This is a genomic window from Stenotrophomonas sp. SXG-1 (assembly GCF_014083965.1).
Classification (GTDB): domain Bacteria; phylum Pseudomonadota; class Gammaproteobacteria; order Xanthomonadales; family Xanthomonadaceae; genus Stenotrophomonas; species Stenotrophomonas geniculata.
On sequence record NZ_CP046588.1, the window covers coordinates 1,602,369 to 1,618,686 of the forward strand.

A 16,318-nucleotide genomic window follows, 5' to 3' on the forward strand; every position below is an offset into this window, starting at 1 on the left:
CGATGCGTATCGGCAACGACCGGTCCCAGGATGAGCCGCATATCGACCTGGTGCCACTGATCGACGTCATCCTGGTGTTGATCATCTTCTTCGTGGTCACCACTACCTTCGATGCGCGCTCGACACTCCAGGTGGAGCTGCCCACGGCCAGCCAGCAGCCCAGCAATGAGCCACCGCGCTCGTTGAGCGTGCTGATCAACGCCGAAGGCCGCTACTTCATCAATGACCAGGAAGTGCTGCGCAACGACGTCGAGTCGGTCAAGCAGACCATCGCGGCCGTTGCCGGCAGCGACCGCACCCAGCCGGTGCTGTTGCGTGCCGATGCCCGCACGCCCTATCAGGCCGTGGTGACCGCGCAGGATGCGCTCGGTCAGCTCGGCTTCCGCCGTATTGCCATTGCAACAGCACCCGAGGTGCGTCCATGAGTTCCAAACACGCGCCGGTGTGGCCGATCTACAAACGTCTGCTGGGATACACCCGCGCCTACTGGGGCATGATGGTCGCCGCCGTCATCGCCATGGCGGTGGAGTCGGTGGCCGGCTACCACTTCACCAAGCTGATGGAGCCGCTGGTCAACCGCGGCTTTGTCAATCCCGAACCGAAAATGGCGGTGATCCTGCCGCTGACCATCCTCGGCCTGTTCCTGATGCGCAGCGCCGCCACCTGGGTGAGCGACTACGCGCTGGCCAAGACCGGTCGCAGCGTGGTGCGCGACCTGCGTGAACAGGTGCTGGCCAAGTACCTGCACCTGCCGTCCTCGCATTTCGATACCGAATCGACGCCGGTGATGGTCAGCCGCCTGAACTTCGATACCGAGCAGGTCACCCAGGCCAGTGCCGACGCGCTCAAGACCGTGGTTGCCGACACCCTGACCATCATCGCCATGCTGGCGGTGATGCTGCAGATGAGCGTCAAGGTGACCGTGGCCATGCTGGTGGTGGTGCCGATGATCGGCGTGATCGTGTCCTACGTCGGCAAGCGCTACCGGCGCATCAGCCGCGGCATCCAGGACGGCATGGGCACGATGGCGCAGACTGCCGAGCAGTCGCTGGCGGCCCAGCAGGAAGTGAAGGTGCACGGCACGCAGCAGCACGAAATGTCGCGCTACTCGCGCTTGGCCAACCGCATGCTGGCGCTGAACATGAAGGTGGAAATCACCCGTGCCGGTGCCTCCAGCGTGGTCCAGTTCCTGGCCGCGCTGGCGCTGGCGGTGATCGTCTGGGTGTCGACCCGCGAAGCACTGGCGGGCCGCCTCAATGCCGGCCAGTTCATGGGCCTGATGATCTCGATGACGGCGATCATCCCGTCGCTGCGCCGCCTGACCAGCGTGCAGTCCTCGATCTCCCGCGGTGTGTCCGCCGCCGAGCGCCTGTTCGACATCCTCGACATGCCGGTCGAGCGCGACGATGGCCGCAACACGGTGCAGCGCGTGCGTGGCGAACTGGCCTTCGAGCACGTCATGCTGCGTTACCGCGAAGACAGTGGCATCGCCCTGGACGACATCAGCTTCGTGGCCAAGCCGGGTACGGTCACCGCCATCGTCGGTCGCTCGGGCAGCGGCAAGACCAGCCTGATCCGGCTGGTGCCGCGCTTCTACGAACCCAGCGGCGGGCGCATCACCCTCGATGGGGTGGCGCTGGATGACTATCCGCTGGCCGACCTGCGTCGCCAGGTGGCGATGGTCGGGCAGAAGGTCATGCTGTTCGATGACACCATTGGCGCGAACATCGCCTATGGCATGGACGCGACCGATGAACAGATCCGAGCGGCGGCCGAAGCCGCAAACGCCTGGGAGTTCATCGCGCGCATGCCGCAGCAGCTGCAGACCCCGGTGGGCGAGAACGGCGCGCTGCTGTCCGGCGGCCAGCGCCAGCGCCTGGCGATCGCCCGTGCGATCCTGCGCGACGCGCCGATCCTGATCCTCGATGAAGCCACCGCAGCGCTCGACAACGAATCGGAGCGCCTGGTGCAGGACGCGCTGCAGCGATTGATGCCCGAGCGCACCACGCTGGTCATCGCGCACCGCCTGTCGACCATCGAGCATGCAGACCAGGTGCTGGTGATGGACCACGGTCGCATCGTCGAGCGCGGTACCCACAAGGAGCTGCTCACCATGGGTGGCCTCTACCAGCATCTGCACAGCATGCAGTTCCGCGAAAGGCAGGACTGATGGCCGGCAAGGGTACCCAGACCCCGCCGTACTGGTACGACGGCAGCCCGGTTCCGTGGGCGATGCGCCTGCTGGCGCCGCTGTATGCCGGCGTCACCGCGCTGCGCCGGCGCGCCTATCGGCGTGGCTGGCGCAAGCGCTACACGCTGCCGGTGCCGGTCATCGTGGTTGGCAACATCACCGCCGGTGGTACTGGCAAGACGCCGCTGACCATCGCGCTGGTGGAGCGCCTGCGTGCCGCCGGCTGGAAGCCGGGCGTGGCCAGTCGTGGCTACGGCCGCGAAGATGCGGACAAACCGCTGTGGGTGAAGGCGGATACGCCGACCGCCAAGGGCGGCGACGAACCGGTGCTGATTGCCTGGAAGACAGGCGTACCAGTGCGCGTGGACAGTGATCGCGTTGCTGCCGGCAGGGCGCTGATCGAGGCCGGCTGCGATGTGATTGTCTGCGACGACGGCCTGCAGCACTACCGGCTGGCGCGCGACATCGAGATCGAAGTGGTCGATGCGCAGCGCCGCTACGGCAATGGCCGGATGATTCCGGCCGGACCGCTGCGCGAGCCGGTCAGCCGCGCCAGCGAGTGCGATTTCCGTGTGGTGAATCTTGGCCAGGCCAATGAGGAATCTGCGGCCCAGGCCTGTGGTTTCGGCCAGTGGCCGATGGCCCTGCACATCGACAGCGCGCAGCCGCTGGCCGGTGGCCGTGCCCGTCCACTGTCGTACTTCAAGGGCCAGCGCGTGCACGCCGTGGCCGGCATTGCCCACCCGCAGCGCTTTTTCGACATGCTGCGCGCGCGAGGCATCGGCGTGGTGCCGCACGCCTTCGCCGACCATCAGGCCTATCAGCCGCAGGACCTGTCCTTTGGCAGCCAGCTGCCAGTGCTGATGACCGAAAAGGACGCGGTGAAATGCCGGGCGTTCGGCAATGACTGGCACTACGCGGTCCCGCTGCGCGCCGAGCTGCCTGCCGCGTTCTGGGTGGCGCTGACCGACCGCCTGGACAAGCTGCGACCGAACTGAGTGGCACGGCGGCGCTTGCATTCATGCGCCGCCGGCCGCATTCCCGTTGTAACGAGCCTGCCGAGTACCGCCCCATGACCGAATTCGTCGTCGCCATCCCGGCCCGCTATGCCGCCTCGCGGCTGCCGGGCAAGCCGCTGCGCCTGCTGGGCGGTGAGCCGCTGGTGCTGCATGTGGCGCGCCGCGCGCTGCAGGCCGGTGCCGGCGAGGTCTGGGTCGCTACCGACGATCAACGCATTGCCGACGCACTGTCCGGCCTGGCCGAAGTGAAGGTGGCAATGACCGCCACCTCGCATGCCTCCGGCACCGACCGCCTGGCCGAGTGCGCGCGCATCGCCGGCTGGGCCGATGACACCGTGGTGGTCAACCTGCAGGGCGACGAGCCGTTTGCACCCGCTGCGGGTATCCGTGCGGTGGCCCAGGCGCTGGTTGACGGCAATGCGCCGATGTCGACCCTGGCGACCGCCGTGGAGGATGCAGAAACCCTGTTCGATCCGAACGTGGTGAAGCTGGTGCGCAACGTGCGCAACGAGGCGATGTACTTCAGCCGCGCGCCGATCGCGTGGCACCGCGATGGCTTTGCGCGCAGCCGCGACACGTTGCCGGCTGGTCACAACTGGCTGCGCCATATCGGCATCTACGGCTACCGCGCCGGCTTCCTGCAGCAGTTCGCGGCGATGCCGCCGGGCCAGCTGGAGCAGGTCGAATCGCTGGAACAGCTGCGCGTGCTGGAAGCGGGCTTCCCGATCAGCGTGGCGATCTCGCCGGAGCCGTTCCCACCCGGCATCGACACGCCCGAGGACCTGGAGCGCGCCGAAGCACTGCTGCAGACGCTGGCGGCACGATGAAGCTGCTGGTCGTCTGCCTCGGCAACATCTGCCGTTCGCCGATGGCCGAAGGTGCGCTGCGCGCACGCCTGGAGGCCTCGCCGCTGGCCGGGCGGGTGCAGGTGGATTCGGCCGGCACCGGCGACTGGCATGTGGGCGAGCCGCCGGACCGGCGTGCGATCGCCTGCGCGGCCGGGCACGGCGTGGACATCGGCGGCCTGCGTGCACGCCAGCTGCAGGCTGTGGATTTCGAACGTTTCGACTGGATCCTGTGCGCCGACGAGGCCAACCTGCGTGATGCCGGCCGTATCGCCACACCGGCCCAGCGCGAACGCCTGGCACTGTACCTGCCATGGTCGGGCGGAGAGGGCCGGGTGGCGATCCCGGATCCCTACACCGGCGGCAGTGATCATTTCGAACAGGTCTGGACATTGGTCGACAATGCTGCAAAACGTGCCGTGGCACGACTGTTGCATGACGCCGACTCCGGCATAATCGGGCCATGAACGTCCAGCCCGTCCCGGACCTGCCCGAGTTCGCCACCTGGCTCAATGCCACCCCCTGCACCCTGACCGAACTGCGCGGTCGGCCGGTGGCGCTGTTGTTCGTCAACGCCGCCTCCGCCTGGAGCGCGCAACGCCTGGCCGAGTTTGGCCAATGGCTGTCGCGCCACCCAGGCAAGCTGCAGCCGCTGGTGCTGCAGGTGCCGCGCTTCGACTTCGAACGCGACGCCGGTGCAGCACTGAAGCTGTTGCGTCGCCAGGGCCTGACGATGCCGGTCCTGCTTGATGCCGACTGGGATGGCTGGCGCCGCTTCGGCATCACCGCCTGGCCAACCCTGGTGCTGCTGGATGCGCAGGGCCGCGAACAGCAGCGGCTGGTCGGCCAGGGCGCGCCCGGCGAACTGGAGCGTGCCTTGAACGCACTGTGCGAAGGCGCACCGTCGGCGCCGCCGCGCGGCGGCAGCGAACTGCATCCGGAACCGCGCCAGTCCCTGCGCTTCCCGCAGGGACTGGCGGTCAGCACCGAACGCCTGTACATCGCCGACAGCGGCCATCACCGCATCCTCGAATGCAGCCATGGTGGCCGCATCCTGCGCCAGTTCGGCCTCGGCACCGCCGATTTCATGGACGGCAACCTCGCCGAAGCGGCGTTCCACCGCCCGCAGGCGCTGGTGCTGGAGCGCGATGCGCTGTACGTGGCCGATACCGGCAACCACGCCGTGCGCCGCATCAACCTGCTGACCGGCATCGTCGACACGCTGTGCGGCAATGGCCGCCCCGGTGCGCCGGTGGAAGGTCCGGTCGCGCAGGCCCGGCAGGTCTCGCTGGACCATCCGGTCGGCCTGGCCATCGCCGACAACCAGCTGCACATCGCCATGGCCGGCGACAACCGCATCTGGAGCTACCACTTGGGCCAGCGCAGCCTGCAATGGCGCGCGGGCAGTGGTTCCATTGACGAGCGGGATGGCAGCGGCCATCTGGCTGCCTTTGCCCAGCCAACCGCGCTGGCCGTGGTGCAGCAGGTGCTGTACGTGGCCGATGCGCTGGGTTCCTCGATCCGCGCGCTGCAACTGCGCGGCGACCTGGTGCAGACGCTGGTCGGGCAGGGGCCGTGGCGCTTCGGCAGTGAAGACGGCCCGCGTGCGCAGGCCAGCCTGCAGTTCCCCCAGGCGATCGCCTTGAGCTCGGACGCCCCGCTGCTGTGGATTGCCGATACCGGCAACGGTCGCCTGCGCACGCTGCGCCTGGGCGGTGGCGAACTGACCACCCAGCCGCTGCCGCGCCGCCTGCATGGCCCGGCTGGACTGGCGGTGGGCGCAGGTGCGGTGTGGATCGCCGAGACCGACGCCCATGCCGTGCTGCGCTTCGATCCCGACAGCGGCGTGCTCAGCGAAGTGCCGATCAGCGAATGACCGACGTTCCCGCTCCGGTCTTCGACGGCAAGGCCTTCGCGGCCCAGCTCAGCACCGCTCCCGGCGTGTACCGCATGTACGCGGCGGACGACACCCTGCTGTACGTCGGCAAGGCCCGTGCGCTGCGCAACCGCGTCGGCAGCTATTTCAACGGCAGCCCGAAGAACGCACGGATCATGTCGATGATCTCGCAGATCACGCGCATGGACGTGACCGTGACGCGCTCGGAAGCCGAGGCGTTGCTGCTGGAAAACCAGCTGATCAAGTCGCTGTCGCCGCGTTACAACGTCTCGCTGCGCGACGACAAGACCTATCCGCATGTGCTGCTGACCCGCGAGGACTGGCCGCGCATCGCCCTGCATCGCGGCCCGCGCGCCATTCCCGGTCGCTATTTCGGGCCCTATCCCGGCGTGACCGCGGTGCGCGAAACGCTGAACCTGATGCACAAGCTGTTCAAGCTGCGCAGCTGCGAAGACAGCGTGTTCCGCAACCGCTCGCGGCCGTGCCTGCAGTACCAGATCGGCCGCTGCAGCGCGCCCTGCGTGGAGCTGGTACCGGCGCCGGACTACGCCGAGTCGGTGCGCCGCGCTGCGCTCTTCCTGGAAGGCAAGAGCGACGAACTGACCCGCGAGCTGGGCGAGCAGATGCAGGCCGCCAGCGAGGCGCTGGAGTTCGAGCAGGCCGCGCGCCTGCGCGACCTGATCTCCTCGCTGCGCAGCATGCAGACCCGTCAGTACGTGGACGGCCGCGCCGCGGATCTGGACGTGCTGGCGGTGGCCATGCAGGGGTCTCAGGCCTGCGTGCTGCTGCTGGCCTTCCGCGATGGCCGCAATCTCGGCACCCGCCCATTCTTCCCGCGCACCAACGGTGAGGAGAGCCCGGAGGAAGTGCTGGCCGCGTTCGTCTCGCAGTACTACATCGAATTCGAGCCACCGCGCGAGATCCTGCTGGATCGCGAGATTCCCGACGCCGACCTGCTGGTCGCCGCGCTGTCCGCCTCGGCCGAGCGCAAGGTGCAGTTGAAGTGGAACGTGCGCGGCGAGCGTGCCGGCTATGTGGAGCTGGCCAGTCGCAACGCGCAGCTGACCTTGGCCACCGAGCTCAACAGCCGCAACGCGCAGCACGCGCGCAGCGATGCACTGCGCGACATGCTGGGCCTGGCCGAGCCGGTCAAGCGGGTCGAGTGTTTCGACATCAGCCACACCTTGGGCGAGGCCACCGTGGCCTCATGCGTGGTGTTCGACGCCGCCGGTCCGGTGCGCGCGCAGTACCGCCGTTTCAACATCAGCGGCATCGAGCCGGGCGACGACTATGCCGCCATGCGCCAGGCCATCGACCGCCGTTTCCGCCGCGCGGTGGAAGAGCAGGGCGTGCTGCCGGATGTGCTGCTGATCGACGGCGGCGCCGGCCAGCTGGCACAGGCGCAGGCCGCACTGGCCGACCTGGGCGTGGAGGGCGTACTGCTGGTGGGCGTGGCCAAGGGCGTGGAGCGCCGCGCCGGCCACGAGGCGCTGGTGATGCCCGACGGCCGCGAGCTGCGCCCCGGCGCGGCCAACCCGGCGCTGCAGTTCATCCAGCAGGTGCGCGACGAGGCGCACCGTTTCGCCATCACCGGCCATCGCGGCCGCCGCCAGAAGGCGCGGATGACCAGCAAGCTGGAGGACATCCCCGGTATTGGGCCGCGCCGCCGCGCCAGCCTGCTCAAGCATTTTGGTGGCCTGGTCGGCCTGAAAGCCGCTGGCGAAGCGGAAATCGCCAAGGTGGAAGGCATCAATGACGCCCTCGCGGCACGTATCTACGCTAACCTGCACGGGTTGGCCACGCCTGATGCGGCCGAGTAGAGAGAGAAGCACGCAAGCATGAAGTTGACCCTGCCCACCTGGCTGACGTTGTTGCGGATCGTGATGATCCCGGTGCTGGTGCTGGTGTTCTACCTGCCCTACACCTGGACCAACCTCGCTTCGGCGGCGATCTTCGGCCTGGCCGCGATCACCGACTGGCTCGATGGCTGGATCGCCCGCCGCTACCAGTTGGAGTCGGCATTCGGCGCCTTCCTCGACCCGGTCGCGGACAAGCTGATGGTGGCAGTGGCACTGTTCCTGATCGTGCAGGGCCACCCGACGCCGTGGATGGCGTTCTGGGCGGCGGTCATCGTCGGCCGCGAGATCGCGGTGTCGGCGCTGCGCGAATGGATGGCCGAACTGGGCCAGCGCGCGAAGGTACGCGTGGCGATGATCGGCAAGGTCAAGACCACCGCGCAGATGGTCGCGCTGCTGTGCCTGCTGTATTCGGTGGCCCCCAACGTGCCGGTGGAAGACATCTGGATGGGCTGGCCGGTGTTCCACATCGGCGACTGGACCCTGGCGATTGCCGCGGTGCTGACCCTGTGGTCGGGCCTGCAGTACCTGCACGCCGCCTGGCCGAGCCTGCGCGAAGACGAGCGCGCCGCACGCGAGCGCTCGCGGCAGAAGAAGCTGGGCAACTGACCCCATCGATGCGCGTATCCACGCATGGCGCGGATACGCGACGCCGGGCACCTCGCAGACCCTGAAAAAAGCGCTTGACGGCATCCTTGGAATAGGTAAAATTTCGCCTCCCAAGCGGGAATAGCTCAGTTGGTAGAGCGCAACCTTGCCAAGGTTGAGGTCGCGAGTTCGAGTCTCGTTTCCCGCTCCAGATTCAAGAAAAACGCTCCCGTAAGGGGGCGTTTTTCGTTTGCGTAGAGCCCGCTTCATCCCCACTTCACCGCCACCCCATCGCGTCACCACGCACCCGTTCGAAGCTGCATCTGTGTTCCTCCAGGACGATGCAGCAATGCCCCACACTCCCTCCGCCTACGACCACGATGTGGTCATCGTCGGCGCCAGCTTCGCCGGTGCCGCCTGCGCATTGGCCGCTGCCCAGTACGGCCTGCGCGTCTGCGTGCTGGAACGCAAGGCCGACCCCGGCGAGCGCCTGCACACCACCGGCATCGTGGTGAAAGAGGCGATGGAGCAGACCTGGCTGGGGCGCATGCCCGAACATCTCGTGCAACGCGTCGCAAACGTGCGCCTGTATGCGCCGAATCTGTGCAGCGTGTTGCTGGCCGCGCCCGGCTACTACTTCCTCACCACCGATACGCCGAACCTGATGCGCTGGCTGGCCAGCGAGCTGCGCGCGAACGGTGTCGACCTGCGCCTGCAGCAGTCCTTCACCGATGCACATCGCAATGGTGACGGCTGGCTGGTGGATGGGGCGGGGCGGTGTGCCTATCTGGTTGGCGCTGATGGCGCACGCTCACGTGTGGCACAGCGCACTGGGCTCGGCCAGGTGCGTGACAACCTCTACGGCGTCGAACGTGAGTTCGCCGGCCTGCATGTCGCGCAGGGCGACGCGCTGCATTGCTTCGTCAGCAAGCGCTACGCGCCGGGTTACATCGGCTGGGTCGCGCAGAATCCGACCGGCCTGCAGGTCGGGTTGGCGTTGCGTCATGACCCGCAACAGGTGCGGCCGCCGGATATTGAAGGTTTCCTCGGCCACGTGCGCGATGGGGTCGGCATTCCGCCTTCGGCGCGTCCCTCGGCCACCCGCGCCGGACTGGTGCCCTGCGGCCGGCCGGATGGGCCGATTACCGGCCAACGCGTGATCCTGACCGGCGACGCGGCGGGCATCGTCTCGCCGCTCTCCGCCGGGGGCATCCACTCCTCGTGGCGGCATGGCTGGGCGGTCGGCGAGGCGATGGCCCGCCATCTGCGTGGGCAGGGGCCGGAAGCGGAACGGGTGGCGCGGCAGGTGGCGCCGGCATTCCATGGAAAGCGCCTGCTGCGCTGGGCGATGGATCATCTGCAGGTCGACTGGCCGCTCAACGCGCTGCTGCACACGGCGGCCACGCGGCGCATTGCCGAGCAGGTCTACTTCCACCGCCGTGGCCTGCGGACCTGAGGTATTGGTCCTGGAGGCCTGAACGCCGCCCTTCACTTCAGGTGAAAATTCCTGTTGACGCCGTGCAGCAATATCGACACAATAGCGCTCCTTCGACGCAGGTCGAACGAAATCTGCGGGAATAGCTCAGTTGGTAGAGCGCAACCTTGCCAAGGTTGAGGTCGCGAGTTCGAGTCTCGTTTCCCGCTCCAGATTCTAGAAAAACGCTCCCGCAAGGGGGCGTTTTTCGTTTGTCACACCGGTTGCACCACCGACGCGCTAGCGTGCCTTGCCGGGCAGGGCACTGCACCAGGTCCGGGCATTCTGCCGGTCGAAACCGGGGCAGCGGTTGTCCTGCGGAATGTAGACGTAGGGAACGTCATCTTCGTAGGTGAAGTGGTAGTAGTAGGTGCGGTCCTTCCCATACAACCAGTAGTTCGACGAGCCGTCGTTGATCGCATACGGCTCGAAGGTGAGGATCGAGGATTCGGCGGGAATGAAGTTGCTGCGCTCCATCAGTAGCAGCAGGGCGTTCGAGACCAGTGGGGTGGTCAGGACGAGCACGATCACACCGACAGTCGCTGTCGTGATCGAGCCAATCAGCAGCCAGCGGCGAGGGTGTTTCACGGTCGGGCAGCATTGAAGCAAGGAATTGCCGCAATGTGCAATACGCCGTGAAAGTCGTCCAGTGTTCCGTGCTGGGAACGCATTGAAAGCGTAGTGAAAGGCTGGGTCGGCGTTGCCTGAACCGCACGCGTGCTGTGACCTTTTTCGGACGATTTCTCCATGTTCGCTCCACAATCGCACGGTAGCCTTCATGCTCCTTCTACACGTTGGCGGGCTGGTGGTCAGGCGTATCACTTCAGTGGCAGTGCCCAGGACAGGGCGTGGACTCTCCCTGCAGGCAGTGCTGCGCCCCGGCGCGTTGTTGGCAACCCTGGCCTTGGCGGGTTGCATGTCGGTGTCCGTCCCGGACCTGCCGGATCGCACACCCAGCGCCTGGACCCAGGTGCCGCAGGGGCAGGGTGTGGCGGTGGACGCCAGGCAGTGGTGGAAGGTGCTGGCCGACCCGGCGCTGGACGGACTGGTGGACCAGGCCATCGCAGGCAACCTCGACCTGCAGCAGGCCACGCTGCGGCTGCAGGCCGTGCGGATCGTCGCCGGCACCTCCGACTCGCGTTTCCTGCCGGAAATCTCGGCCAGCGCCAAGCAGGTGCAGGACGCCGCCGCCGTCGATACCTACTTCCATGCCGGCATCGAAGCGATCTGGGACCTGGGCCTGTTCGGCGCCGCCGAAAGCGCGCAGCTGAGCGCGCAGGCCTCGGCCGGCAACGCCGAGGCGCTGCGCAATGCCGCACAGGTGGCGGTGATTGCCGACGTGGTGCGCAGCTATCTGGACCTGACCGTGGCACAGGCCCAGCAGGACCTGCTGGCCCGGCAGCAGACCGTGGACGACCGCGGTGAACAACTGGCCCTGGTCCGCCAGCGCCTGCGCCTGGATGAGCCCGGCGAGCTGGACCGCCTGCGTGCACGCCAGGCCGCCACCCGTGCCGCCATCGCACAGGCTCGGGAAAACGCCGACAACGCGGCTCGCGCGCTGGCATTGCTGCTGGGCCGTGACGGCCCGGATCCGGCCTGGCGCGCGTATCGCACGCCGCCGAGGCTGGGCACGTTCTCGCTGCAGCAGGTTCCTGCGGATCTGTTGCGCCATCGTCCGCAGATCCTGTTGGCCGAGTCGGAGGTGATGCAGGCTGCGGCCAGCAAGGGTTCGGCACGCGCCGCGATGTATCCGCGGGTCAGCCTTGGCGGCTCCATCCTGTATGCCTACAACCTTACCCAGAACGCCCGCTCCAATTCCGATTCCAGTCCGTCGATCGGCCCGTACGTCGATATTCCGCTGTGGGACTGGGGTCAACGCCGCGCGCGCTTCCAGGCCGATGAGAAGCAGCTGGACGCCGCATTGCTCGGTTACCGCAAGGCGGTGCTGGAAGGCGTGAGCGAAGTGGAAGGTGCGCTCGGCAGCCTGGCGCGCCAGGGCAGCAGCATCCAGTCGCTGCGTGTGGCCAATGATGCCGCCGACCAGCAGGTCAAGCGCCAGGCGCGGCAGGTGCAGCTGGGTTTGTCCAGCGAGTTCGATGGGCTGGACACGCAGCGTGCGGCACTCGCCTCGCAGGCCGACCTGATCGGCGCGCAGGGTGCACGCGTGCTGGCCTTTGCGTCGCTCTACCGTGCCCTCGGCGGCGCACCGCTGCCGGTCGAGGGGGAGGGCGAGCAGCAATGATCGCGCTGGCCCGCAAGACCCTGGCCTATGAGTGGCGCCGGTTCCTGCCGGTGGTGCTGGCGATGTGTTTCGCCGGCGTGCTGCTGATCGTGCAGGCCGCACTGGTGCTGGGCATCTTCGGTACCGCCGCGATCTATGTGAAGGCATCGTCGGCCGACATCTGGGCCGGTTTCCCCGGCACCCAGAGTGTCAACTACGGTCATGCGATCAGCGCGGATGTGGAAAGCCACCTGCGCATGGATCCGGATGTCACCCGCGTCGAATCCTACGAGTGGGTTGATGGCGAATGGCGTTCCAGTGCGCAGGGCACCGGCAATGTGTCGGTATACCTGTCCGGCATTTCCACCCGCGACGACGCGATGATGTTCGCTCGCATCCTGCCGGCCGATCTGCGCGCGCAGCTGCGCGAGCCGGGTGCGGTGATCGTCGACAGCGCCGATCTGGATACGCTCGGCGTGGACCTGCAGAACAACCGTGCCTGGATCAATGGCAAGGCCGTGCGCGTGGTTGCCGCGCAACCGGGCCTGCGTGGCCTGGGGGGCGTAAACGTGCTGGCCTCACTCGACACCGCGCGCGCCATCGCCGGTACCGACCCACATGAGGGCAGCACCTATTTCGTGGCGGGCCTGCGCTCGCCGGACCTGGCCGATCGCGTGCGTGACCGCTTGTCCGCGTCGATGGGCCGGGCCACGCCGGTCGAGTTCTGGACCGCGCCGGAGTTCGCCAGCCGCTCGCAGCAGTACTGGCTGTTCGATACCGGCGCCGGCATCGCGGTGTTGTTCATGGCCGTCATCGTCTGCTTCGTCGGCGCGGTGATCACCAACCAGTCGTTCGCCTCTGTGGTGGCCGGCTCGGTGCGTGAGTACGCCACGCTCAATGCACTCGGTGCAGGCCGCTATGCGCTGGCGCGGGTGGTGTTCGAGCAGGCCTTGCTGATCGGCGGCGTGGGTATGTTGCTGGCGGCGGCCTTCAGCACCGTGGTGCTGTTGATCGCGCAGACCCAGCGCGTTCCGGTGCAGCTGACACCGATGGTGATCCTCGGCTGCGTGGCGCTGGTTGCGGTGATGGCCATGCTCTCCAGCATCATGGCGGTACGCAGTGTCGTCCGCTCCGATCCATCGTTGCTGCTGCGTTGAGGACCGGCCAATGACTTCCTTGCGCGCCGTCGCCCCGACCCTGCAGGCCGATGCACTTGAAAAGGGCTTCATGTCCGGCGACGTGCAGGTGCCGGTGTTGCGCGGGCTGTCGCTGGACATCTACCCCGGCGAGCTGACCCTGGTATCGGGCCCGTCGGGTTGCGGCAAGAGCACGCTGCTGTCGCTGCTGTCCGGCCTGTCATCGCCCGATGGCGGTCGCGTGCACGCACTCGGCCACGATGTGGGCCACATGAGCCGCAGCGAAGTGGAGCGCTTCCGCCTGCATCATGTCGGCTTCGTGTTCCAGGGCTTCAATCTGTTCCCGGCACTGACTGCGCTGGAGCAGGTGCAGCTGCCGCTGGGCTACCGCGGGATGAGCAATCGCGAAAGCGAGCCGCTGGCCCGCAAGGCGCTGGAAGAAGTGGGCCTCAGCCATCGCAGCCACATGCGACCGGCGCAGTTGTCCGGCGGTGAGAAGCAGCGTGTAGCCGTTGCCCGCGCCTTCGCCAAGTCGCCGACGCTGATCTTCGCCGACGAACCCACCAGCGCGCTGGACGCCGAGAACGGCCAGCGCGTGATCGACATCCTGCATCGCTACGCACGTGCGCATGGCGCCACCGTGCTGTGCGTGAGCCACGATCCGCGCCTGATCCGGCATGCCGATCGGGTGATCGCCATGGAAGACGGCATGGTCCGTGGTGACCGCCGCCAGAATCAAACTGTAGAGTCCGCCCCATGACCAAGATGTCGCACCTGCTTCCCCTCAGCCTGGCCCTGTCGGCGGCATTGCTGCTCGGTGCCTGCTCCAGGGAGGCGCCCACCCCGGCATCTGCACCCTCAGGCAAGGCGGACACTGCCGTCGCCAGCAAGGTCGCCGTAGCGCGGGGCATCATTGACGTCGAAGGCGGGCTGATCGCACTGGCGCCGCCGGTGGATGGCTCGATCACTGCCGCACCGGTGAAGGAAGGTGCCACGGTGAAGAAGGGGCAGCTGCTGCTGTCGCTGGATGGCGCCCTGCTGCAGCAGGAAGTGGCAATGGCCACCGCCGATCTGGCGTTGGCCAATGACCGCCTGAAAGGCAGCCAAGTGCAGCTGCGCGAACTGGAGCGCAACGCCACCCGCCTGTCCACGGGCGCCAGCGAAGGTGTGTCCTCGAACCAGCAGGCCGATGCGGCCAAGCAGCAGTTGGCCGGTGTGCGCGCCGACGTCGACGTGGCCGGTGCGCAGGTCGACATGGCCCAACACAAGCTGGAACACGCCAGGCTGAAACTGCAGCAGATGTCGTTGAGCGCACCGGAAGCCGGCACCGTGGTCGGCCAGGTACCGGGCCTTGGCGCATTCGTGCAGGCCGGCAAGCCGGCGATCTCGCTGTTGCCGGCGCGTCCGCTGCAGGTGCGTGCCGAACTGAGCGCCGCCTATGCCGATGCCGTGCAGGTGGGCATGAAGGCTACCGTCGTGCCGGACAGCGATGGCGCCGAGAACACCGGCACGCTGCCGCCGGCACGCGTGGTGCGCATCAGCCCGGTGTTCGCGCAGGCGCGCCTGCCTGAAGACGCAGGGCGTGGCGTGGCCAAGGTGGTGGAGTGCGTGCTGGAGTTCGACGGGCAAGCCAAGGCGCGCTTCGGCCAGCACGTGCGGGTGGAGTTCCTGAAGTAGGCCTGGCGTTGGGTGGGGCCGTCTATGGGCCCTTTCGATGCCTGAGTGCCCGCCACGCGCTCACCGCCGACACCGCGCACAGCGCCAGTAGCAGGCCCACGTCCAGCAGCAGCAACCACAGCAGGTGCATGCCATGCACCGGCGGCTGGTGCATGGCCGACAGCATCCACGGTACCGACCACGCCAGCAGCAGAACGAAGGCGATCAACAGGCGCAGCCACAGTCGTTTCAGTCGCCACGGCCGCACGATCAAGGCGGCCACCACCAGTTCAACCGTACCCAGCAACGCGAACACGATGACGGTGCTGGTCGGGTAGGGCAGCTCGGCGCCTTCCAGACGATGCAGCAGCCAGTAGTCCGGAGTGAAGCCGGCATTGACCAGCGCGGCGATCAGCGCCAGCCATGTGAGCGCGACCAGCAGCCAGAACAGGCGGACGTAGCGTCTAGGCATCGGCGGTGCCCGTGGTGGTGGGCAAGTGGCTACGTGATGCATGGCGCACGGATATGGCGATCGCGGCCAGTGCCAGCAGGCCGGGCCCGACCGTGAAGTACAGCAGACGCAGCGGGTGGTTGTGCATCAGTGTCCAGGTTGCGAATGCCAAGGGAATGGCCAGCACCAGCAGCTTGGCGAAGAGCGGCCGCAGCACTGCGATCAGCGGCTGCGCGCCAATGAACATCCAGAACAGATAAAACTGGGCGATGCCCAGGCCGATGTCCCGATGGGAAGTGAAGCCGAAATGGTCGCGATACCCGTTCATTCCCAGTGGTATCAGTGCCCAGTACAGCAGGGCCACCAGCAGATGCAGCAGCAGGGCGATCAACAGGGGCGAGCCGCGAAGGAGCATGGGCGCAAGGGGCTGGGCGGGGCAGCGTACCTCAGTGCGGACGCCTGTGACCGCATGGTGTGAAGACTGTTGACGGCGTGAAGGAATTTGGACACAATAGCGCTCCTTCGACGCAGGTCGAACGGAATCTGCGGGAATAGCTCAGTTGGTAGAGCGCAACCTTGCCAAGGTTGAGGTCGCGAGTTCGAGTCTCGTTTCCCGCTCCAGATTCTACAGGGCCCCGGTAGGGGCCTTGTTTTTCTCCCGCCATGGCAAGGCGGGGCACGTTGGGCCACAAGGCTTTACGCGCAGTCAGAAAAGTGAAATCGCTGGTGTGTTTTCCGGATTTCCGGTAGCATGTCGGCTTACGCGGGAATAGCTCAGTTGGTAGAGCGCAACCTTGCCAAGGTTGAGGTCGCGAGTTCGAGTCTCGTTTCCCGCTCCATGTTCCGACAGGCCCCATCTTGGGGTTTTGTCTTGTCAGGGCTACGTTCCTGGCGTGAAGTACGTTGGCCTCATGGCAGAGTGGCTATGCACCGGATTGCAAATCCGTTTACAGCGGTTCGATTCCGCTTGAGGCCTCCAAATAA

At 67.0% G+C, this 16,318-nt stretch carries 16 protein-coding genes and 5 tRNA genes; 18 read left to right on the forward strand and 3 right to left on the reverse strand.

Annotated elements, in window-relative coordinates:
- Positions 1–2 precede the first annotated feature (2 nt).
- From GOC52_RS07315 to GOC52_RS07365, 11 genes are all read left to right on the forward strand, one after another.
- On the forward strand, positions 3–425 hold the full coding sequence (locus GOC52_RS07315) for an ExbD/TolR family protein (protein ID WP_010486080.1): 423 nt from the start codon (positions 3–5) through the stop codon (positions 423–425).
- Positions 422–2,170: a lipid A export permease/ATP-binding protein MsbA gene (gene msbA, locus GOC52_RS07320; RefSeq protein ID WP_010486079.1), complete on the forward strand. Its 1,749-nt coding sequence runs from the start codon at positions 422–424 to the stop codon at positions 2,168–2,170. Before GOC52_RS07315 ends, msbA begins: the two co-directional genes overlap by 4 nt.
- Positions 2,170–3,189, forward strand: a complete 1,020-nt coding sequence (lpxK, locus tag GOC52_RS07325; protein WP_010486078.1) for a tetraacyldisaccharide 4'-kinase — start codon at positions 2,170–2,172, stop codon at positions 3,187–3,189. Before msbA ends, lpxK begins: the two co-directional genes overlap by 1 nt.
- 74 nt (positions 3,190–3,263) lie before the next feature.
- Complete coding sequence (kdsB, locus tag GOC52_RS07330; protein WP_019337177.1) at positions 3,264–4,037, forward strand: 3-deoxy-manno-octulosonate cytidylyltransferase; 774 nt, start codon at positions 3,264–3,266, stop codon at positions 4,035–4,037.
- Entirely contained in the window at positions 4,034–4,522 is a 489-nt protein-coding gene (locus tag GOC52_RS07335; protein ID WP_019337178.1) for a low molecular weight protein-tyrosine-phosphatase, read from the forward strand. Before kdsB ends, GOC52_RS07335 begins: the two co-directional genes overlap by 4 nt.
- The gene (locus tag GOC52_RS07340) at positions 4,519–5,931 is read left to right on the forward strand and encodes a hypothetical protein (protein WP_191851022.1); all 1,413 of its coding nucleotides are present in this window, start codon (positions 4,519–4,521) and stop codon (positions 5,929–5,931) included. Before GOC52_RS07335 ends, GOC52_RS07340 begins: the two co-directional genes overlap by 4 nt.
- The gene (gene uvrC, locus GOC52_RS07345; RefSeq protein ID WP_010486074.1) at positions 5,928–7,772 is read left to right on the forward strand and encodes an excinuclease ABC subunit UvrC; all 1,845 of its coding nucleotides are present in this window, start codon (positions 5,928–5,930) and stop codon (positions 7,770–7,772) included. The genes GOC52_RS07340 and uvrC overlap by 4 nt, the downstream gene beginning before the upstream one ends.
- 18 nt (positions 7,773–7,790) lie before the next feature.
- The gene (gene pgsA / locus GOC52_RS07350; RefSeq protein WP_191851024.1) at positions 7,791–8,417 is read left to right on the forward strand and encodes a CDP-diacylglycerol--glycerol-3-phosphate 3-phosphatidyltransferase; all 627 of its coding nucleotides are present in this window, start codon (positions 7,791–7,793) and stop codon (positions 8,415–8,417) included.
- A gap of 114 nt (positions 8,418–8,531) precedes the next feature.
- Positions 8,532–8,607, forward strand: a tRNA-Gly gene (locus GOC52_RS07355).
- 138 nt (positions 8,608–8,745) lie between these two features.
- Positions 8,746–9,852, forward strand: coding sequence for an NAD(P)/FAD-dependent oxidoreductase (locus GOC52_RS07360; protein WP_191851026.1), 1,107 nt, complete (start codon positions 8,746–8,748; stop codon positions 9,850–9,852).
- Positions 9,853–9,967: 115 nt separating this feature from the next.
- Positions 9,968–10,043, forward strand: a tRNA-Gly gene (locus tag GOC52_RS07365).
- 67 nt (positions 10,044–10,110) lie between these two features.
- Here GOC52_RS07365 and GOC52_RS07370 read toward each other — a convergent pair.
- Complete coding sequence (locus GOC52_RS07370; RefSeq protein WP_238794426.1) at positions 10,111–10,458, reverse strand: hypothetical protein; 348 nt, start codon at positions 10,456–10,458, stop codon at positions 10,111–10,113.
- Between the two features lie 190 nt (positions 10,459–10,648).
- On the opposite strand from GOC52_RS07370, the gene GOC52_RS07375 reads away from it, so the two are divergent.
- Genes GOC52_RS07375 through GOC52_RS07390 form a run of 4 tightly spaced genes read left to right on the forward strand, consistent with a single transcriptional unit; the run spans position 10,649 to position 14,904 of the window.
- Positions 10,649–12,112, forward strand: a complete 1,464-nt coding sequence (locus GOC52_RS07375) for an efflux transporter outer membrane subunit (protein WP_191851028.1) — start codon at positions 10,649–10,651, stop codon at positions 12,110–12,112.
- Positions 12,109–13,248: an ABC transporter permease gene (locus GOC52_RS07380; RefSeq protein ID WP_191851030.1), complete on the forward strand. Its 1,140-nt coding sequence runs from the start codon at positions 12,109–12,111 to the stop codon at positions 13,246–13,248. Before GOC52_RS07375 ends, GOC52_RS07380 begins: the two co-directional genes overlap by 4 nt.
- Before the next feature lie 10 nt (positions 13,249–13,258).
- Entirely contained in the window at positions 13,259–13,987 is a 729-nt protein-coding gene (locus GOC52_RS07385; RefSeq protein ID WP_010486064.1) for an ABC transporter ATP-binding protein, read from the forward strand.
- The gene (locus tag GOC52_RS07390; protein ID WP_191851032.1) at positions 13,984–14,904 is read left to right on the forward strand and encodes an HlyD family secretion protein; all 921 of its coding nucleotides are present in this window, start codon (positions 13,984–13,986) and stop codon (positions 14,902–14,904) included. The genes GOC52_RS07385 and GOC52_RS07390 overlap by 4 nt, the downstream gene beginning before the upstream one ends.
- A 22-nt stretch (positions 14,905–14,926) precedes the next feature.
- Here the strand turns inward: GOC52_RS07390 and GOC52_RS07395 are convergent, their stop codons facing one another.
- Together GOC52_RS07395 and GOC52_RS07400 are read right to left on the reverse strand one after the other, a co-directional pair.
- The gene (locus GOC52_RS07395; protein ID WP_191851034.1) at positions 14,927–15,355 is read right to left on the reverse strand and encodes a hypothetical protein; all 429 of its coding nucleotides are present in this window, start codon (positions 15,353–15,355) and stop codon (positions 14,927–14,929) included.
- On the reverse strand, positions 15,348–15,749 hold the full coding sequence (locus GOC52_RS07400) for a hypothetical protein (protein WP_010486061.1): 402 nt from the start codon (positions 15,747–15,749) through the stop codon (positions 15,348–15,350). Before GOC52_RS07400 ends, GOC52_RS07395 begins: the two co-directional genes overlap by 8 nt.
- A 130-nt stretch (positions 15,750–15,879) precedes the next feature.
- On the opposite strand from GOC52_RS07400, the gene GOC52_RS07405 reads away from it, so the two are divergent.
- The 3 genes from GOC52_RS07405 to GOC52_RS07415 all read left to right on the forward strand — a co-directional run bounded on the left by GOC52_RS07405 (position 15,880) and on the right by GOC52_RS07415 (position 16,313).
- Positions 15,880–15,955 (forward strand) — tRNA-Gly (locus GOC52_RS07405).
- Between the two features lie 142 nt (positions 15,956–16,097).
- Positions 16,098–16,173, forward strand: a tRNA-Gly gene (locus tag GOC52_RS07410).
- A 66-nt stretch (positions 16,174–16,239) separates the two neighbouring features.
- Positions 16,240–16,313: transfer RNA gene (locus tag GOC52_RS07415), tRNA-Cys, on the forward strand.
- Positions 16,314–16,318: the final 5 nt, after the last annotated feature.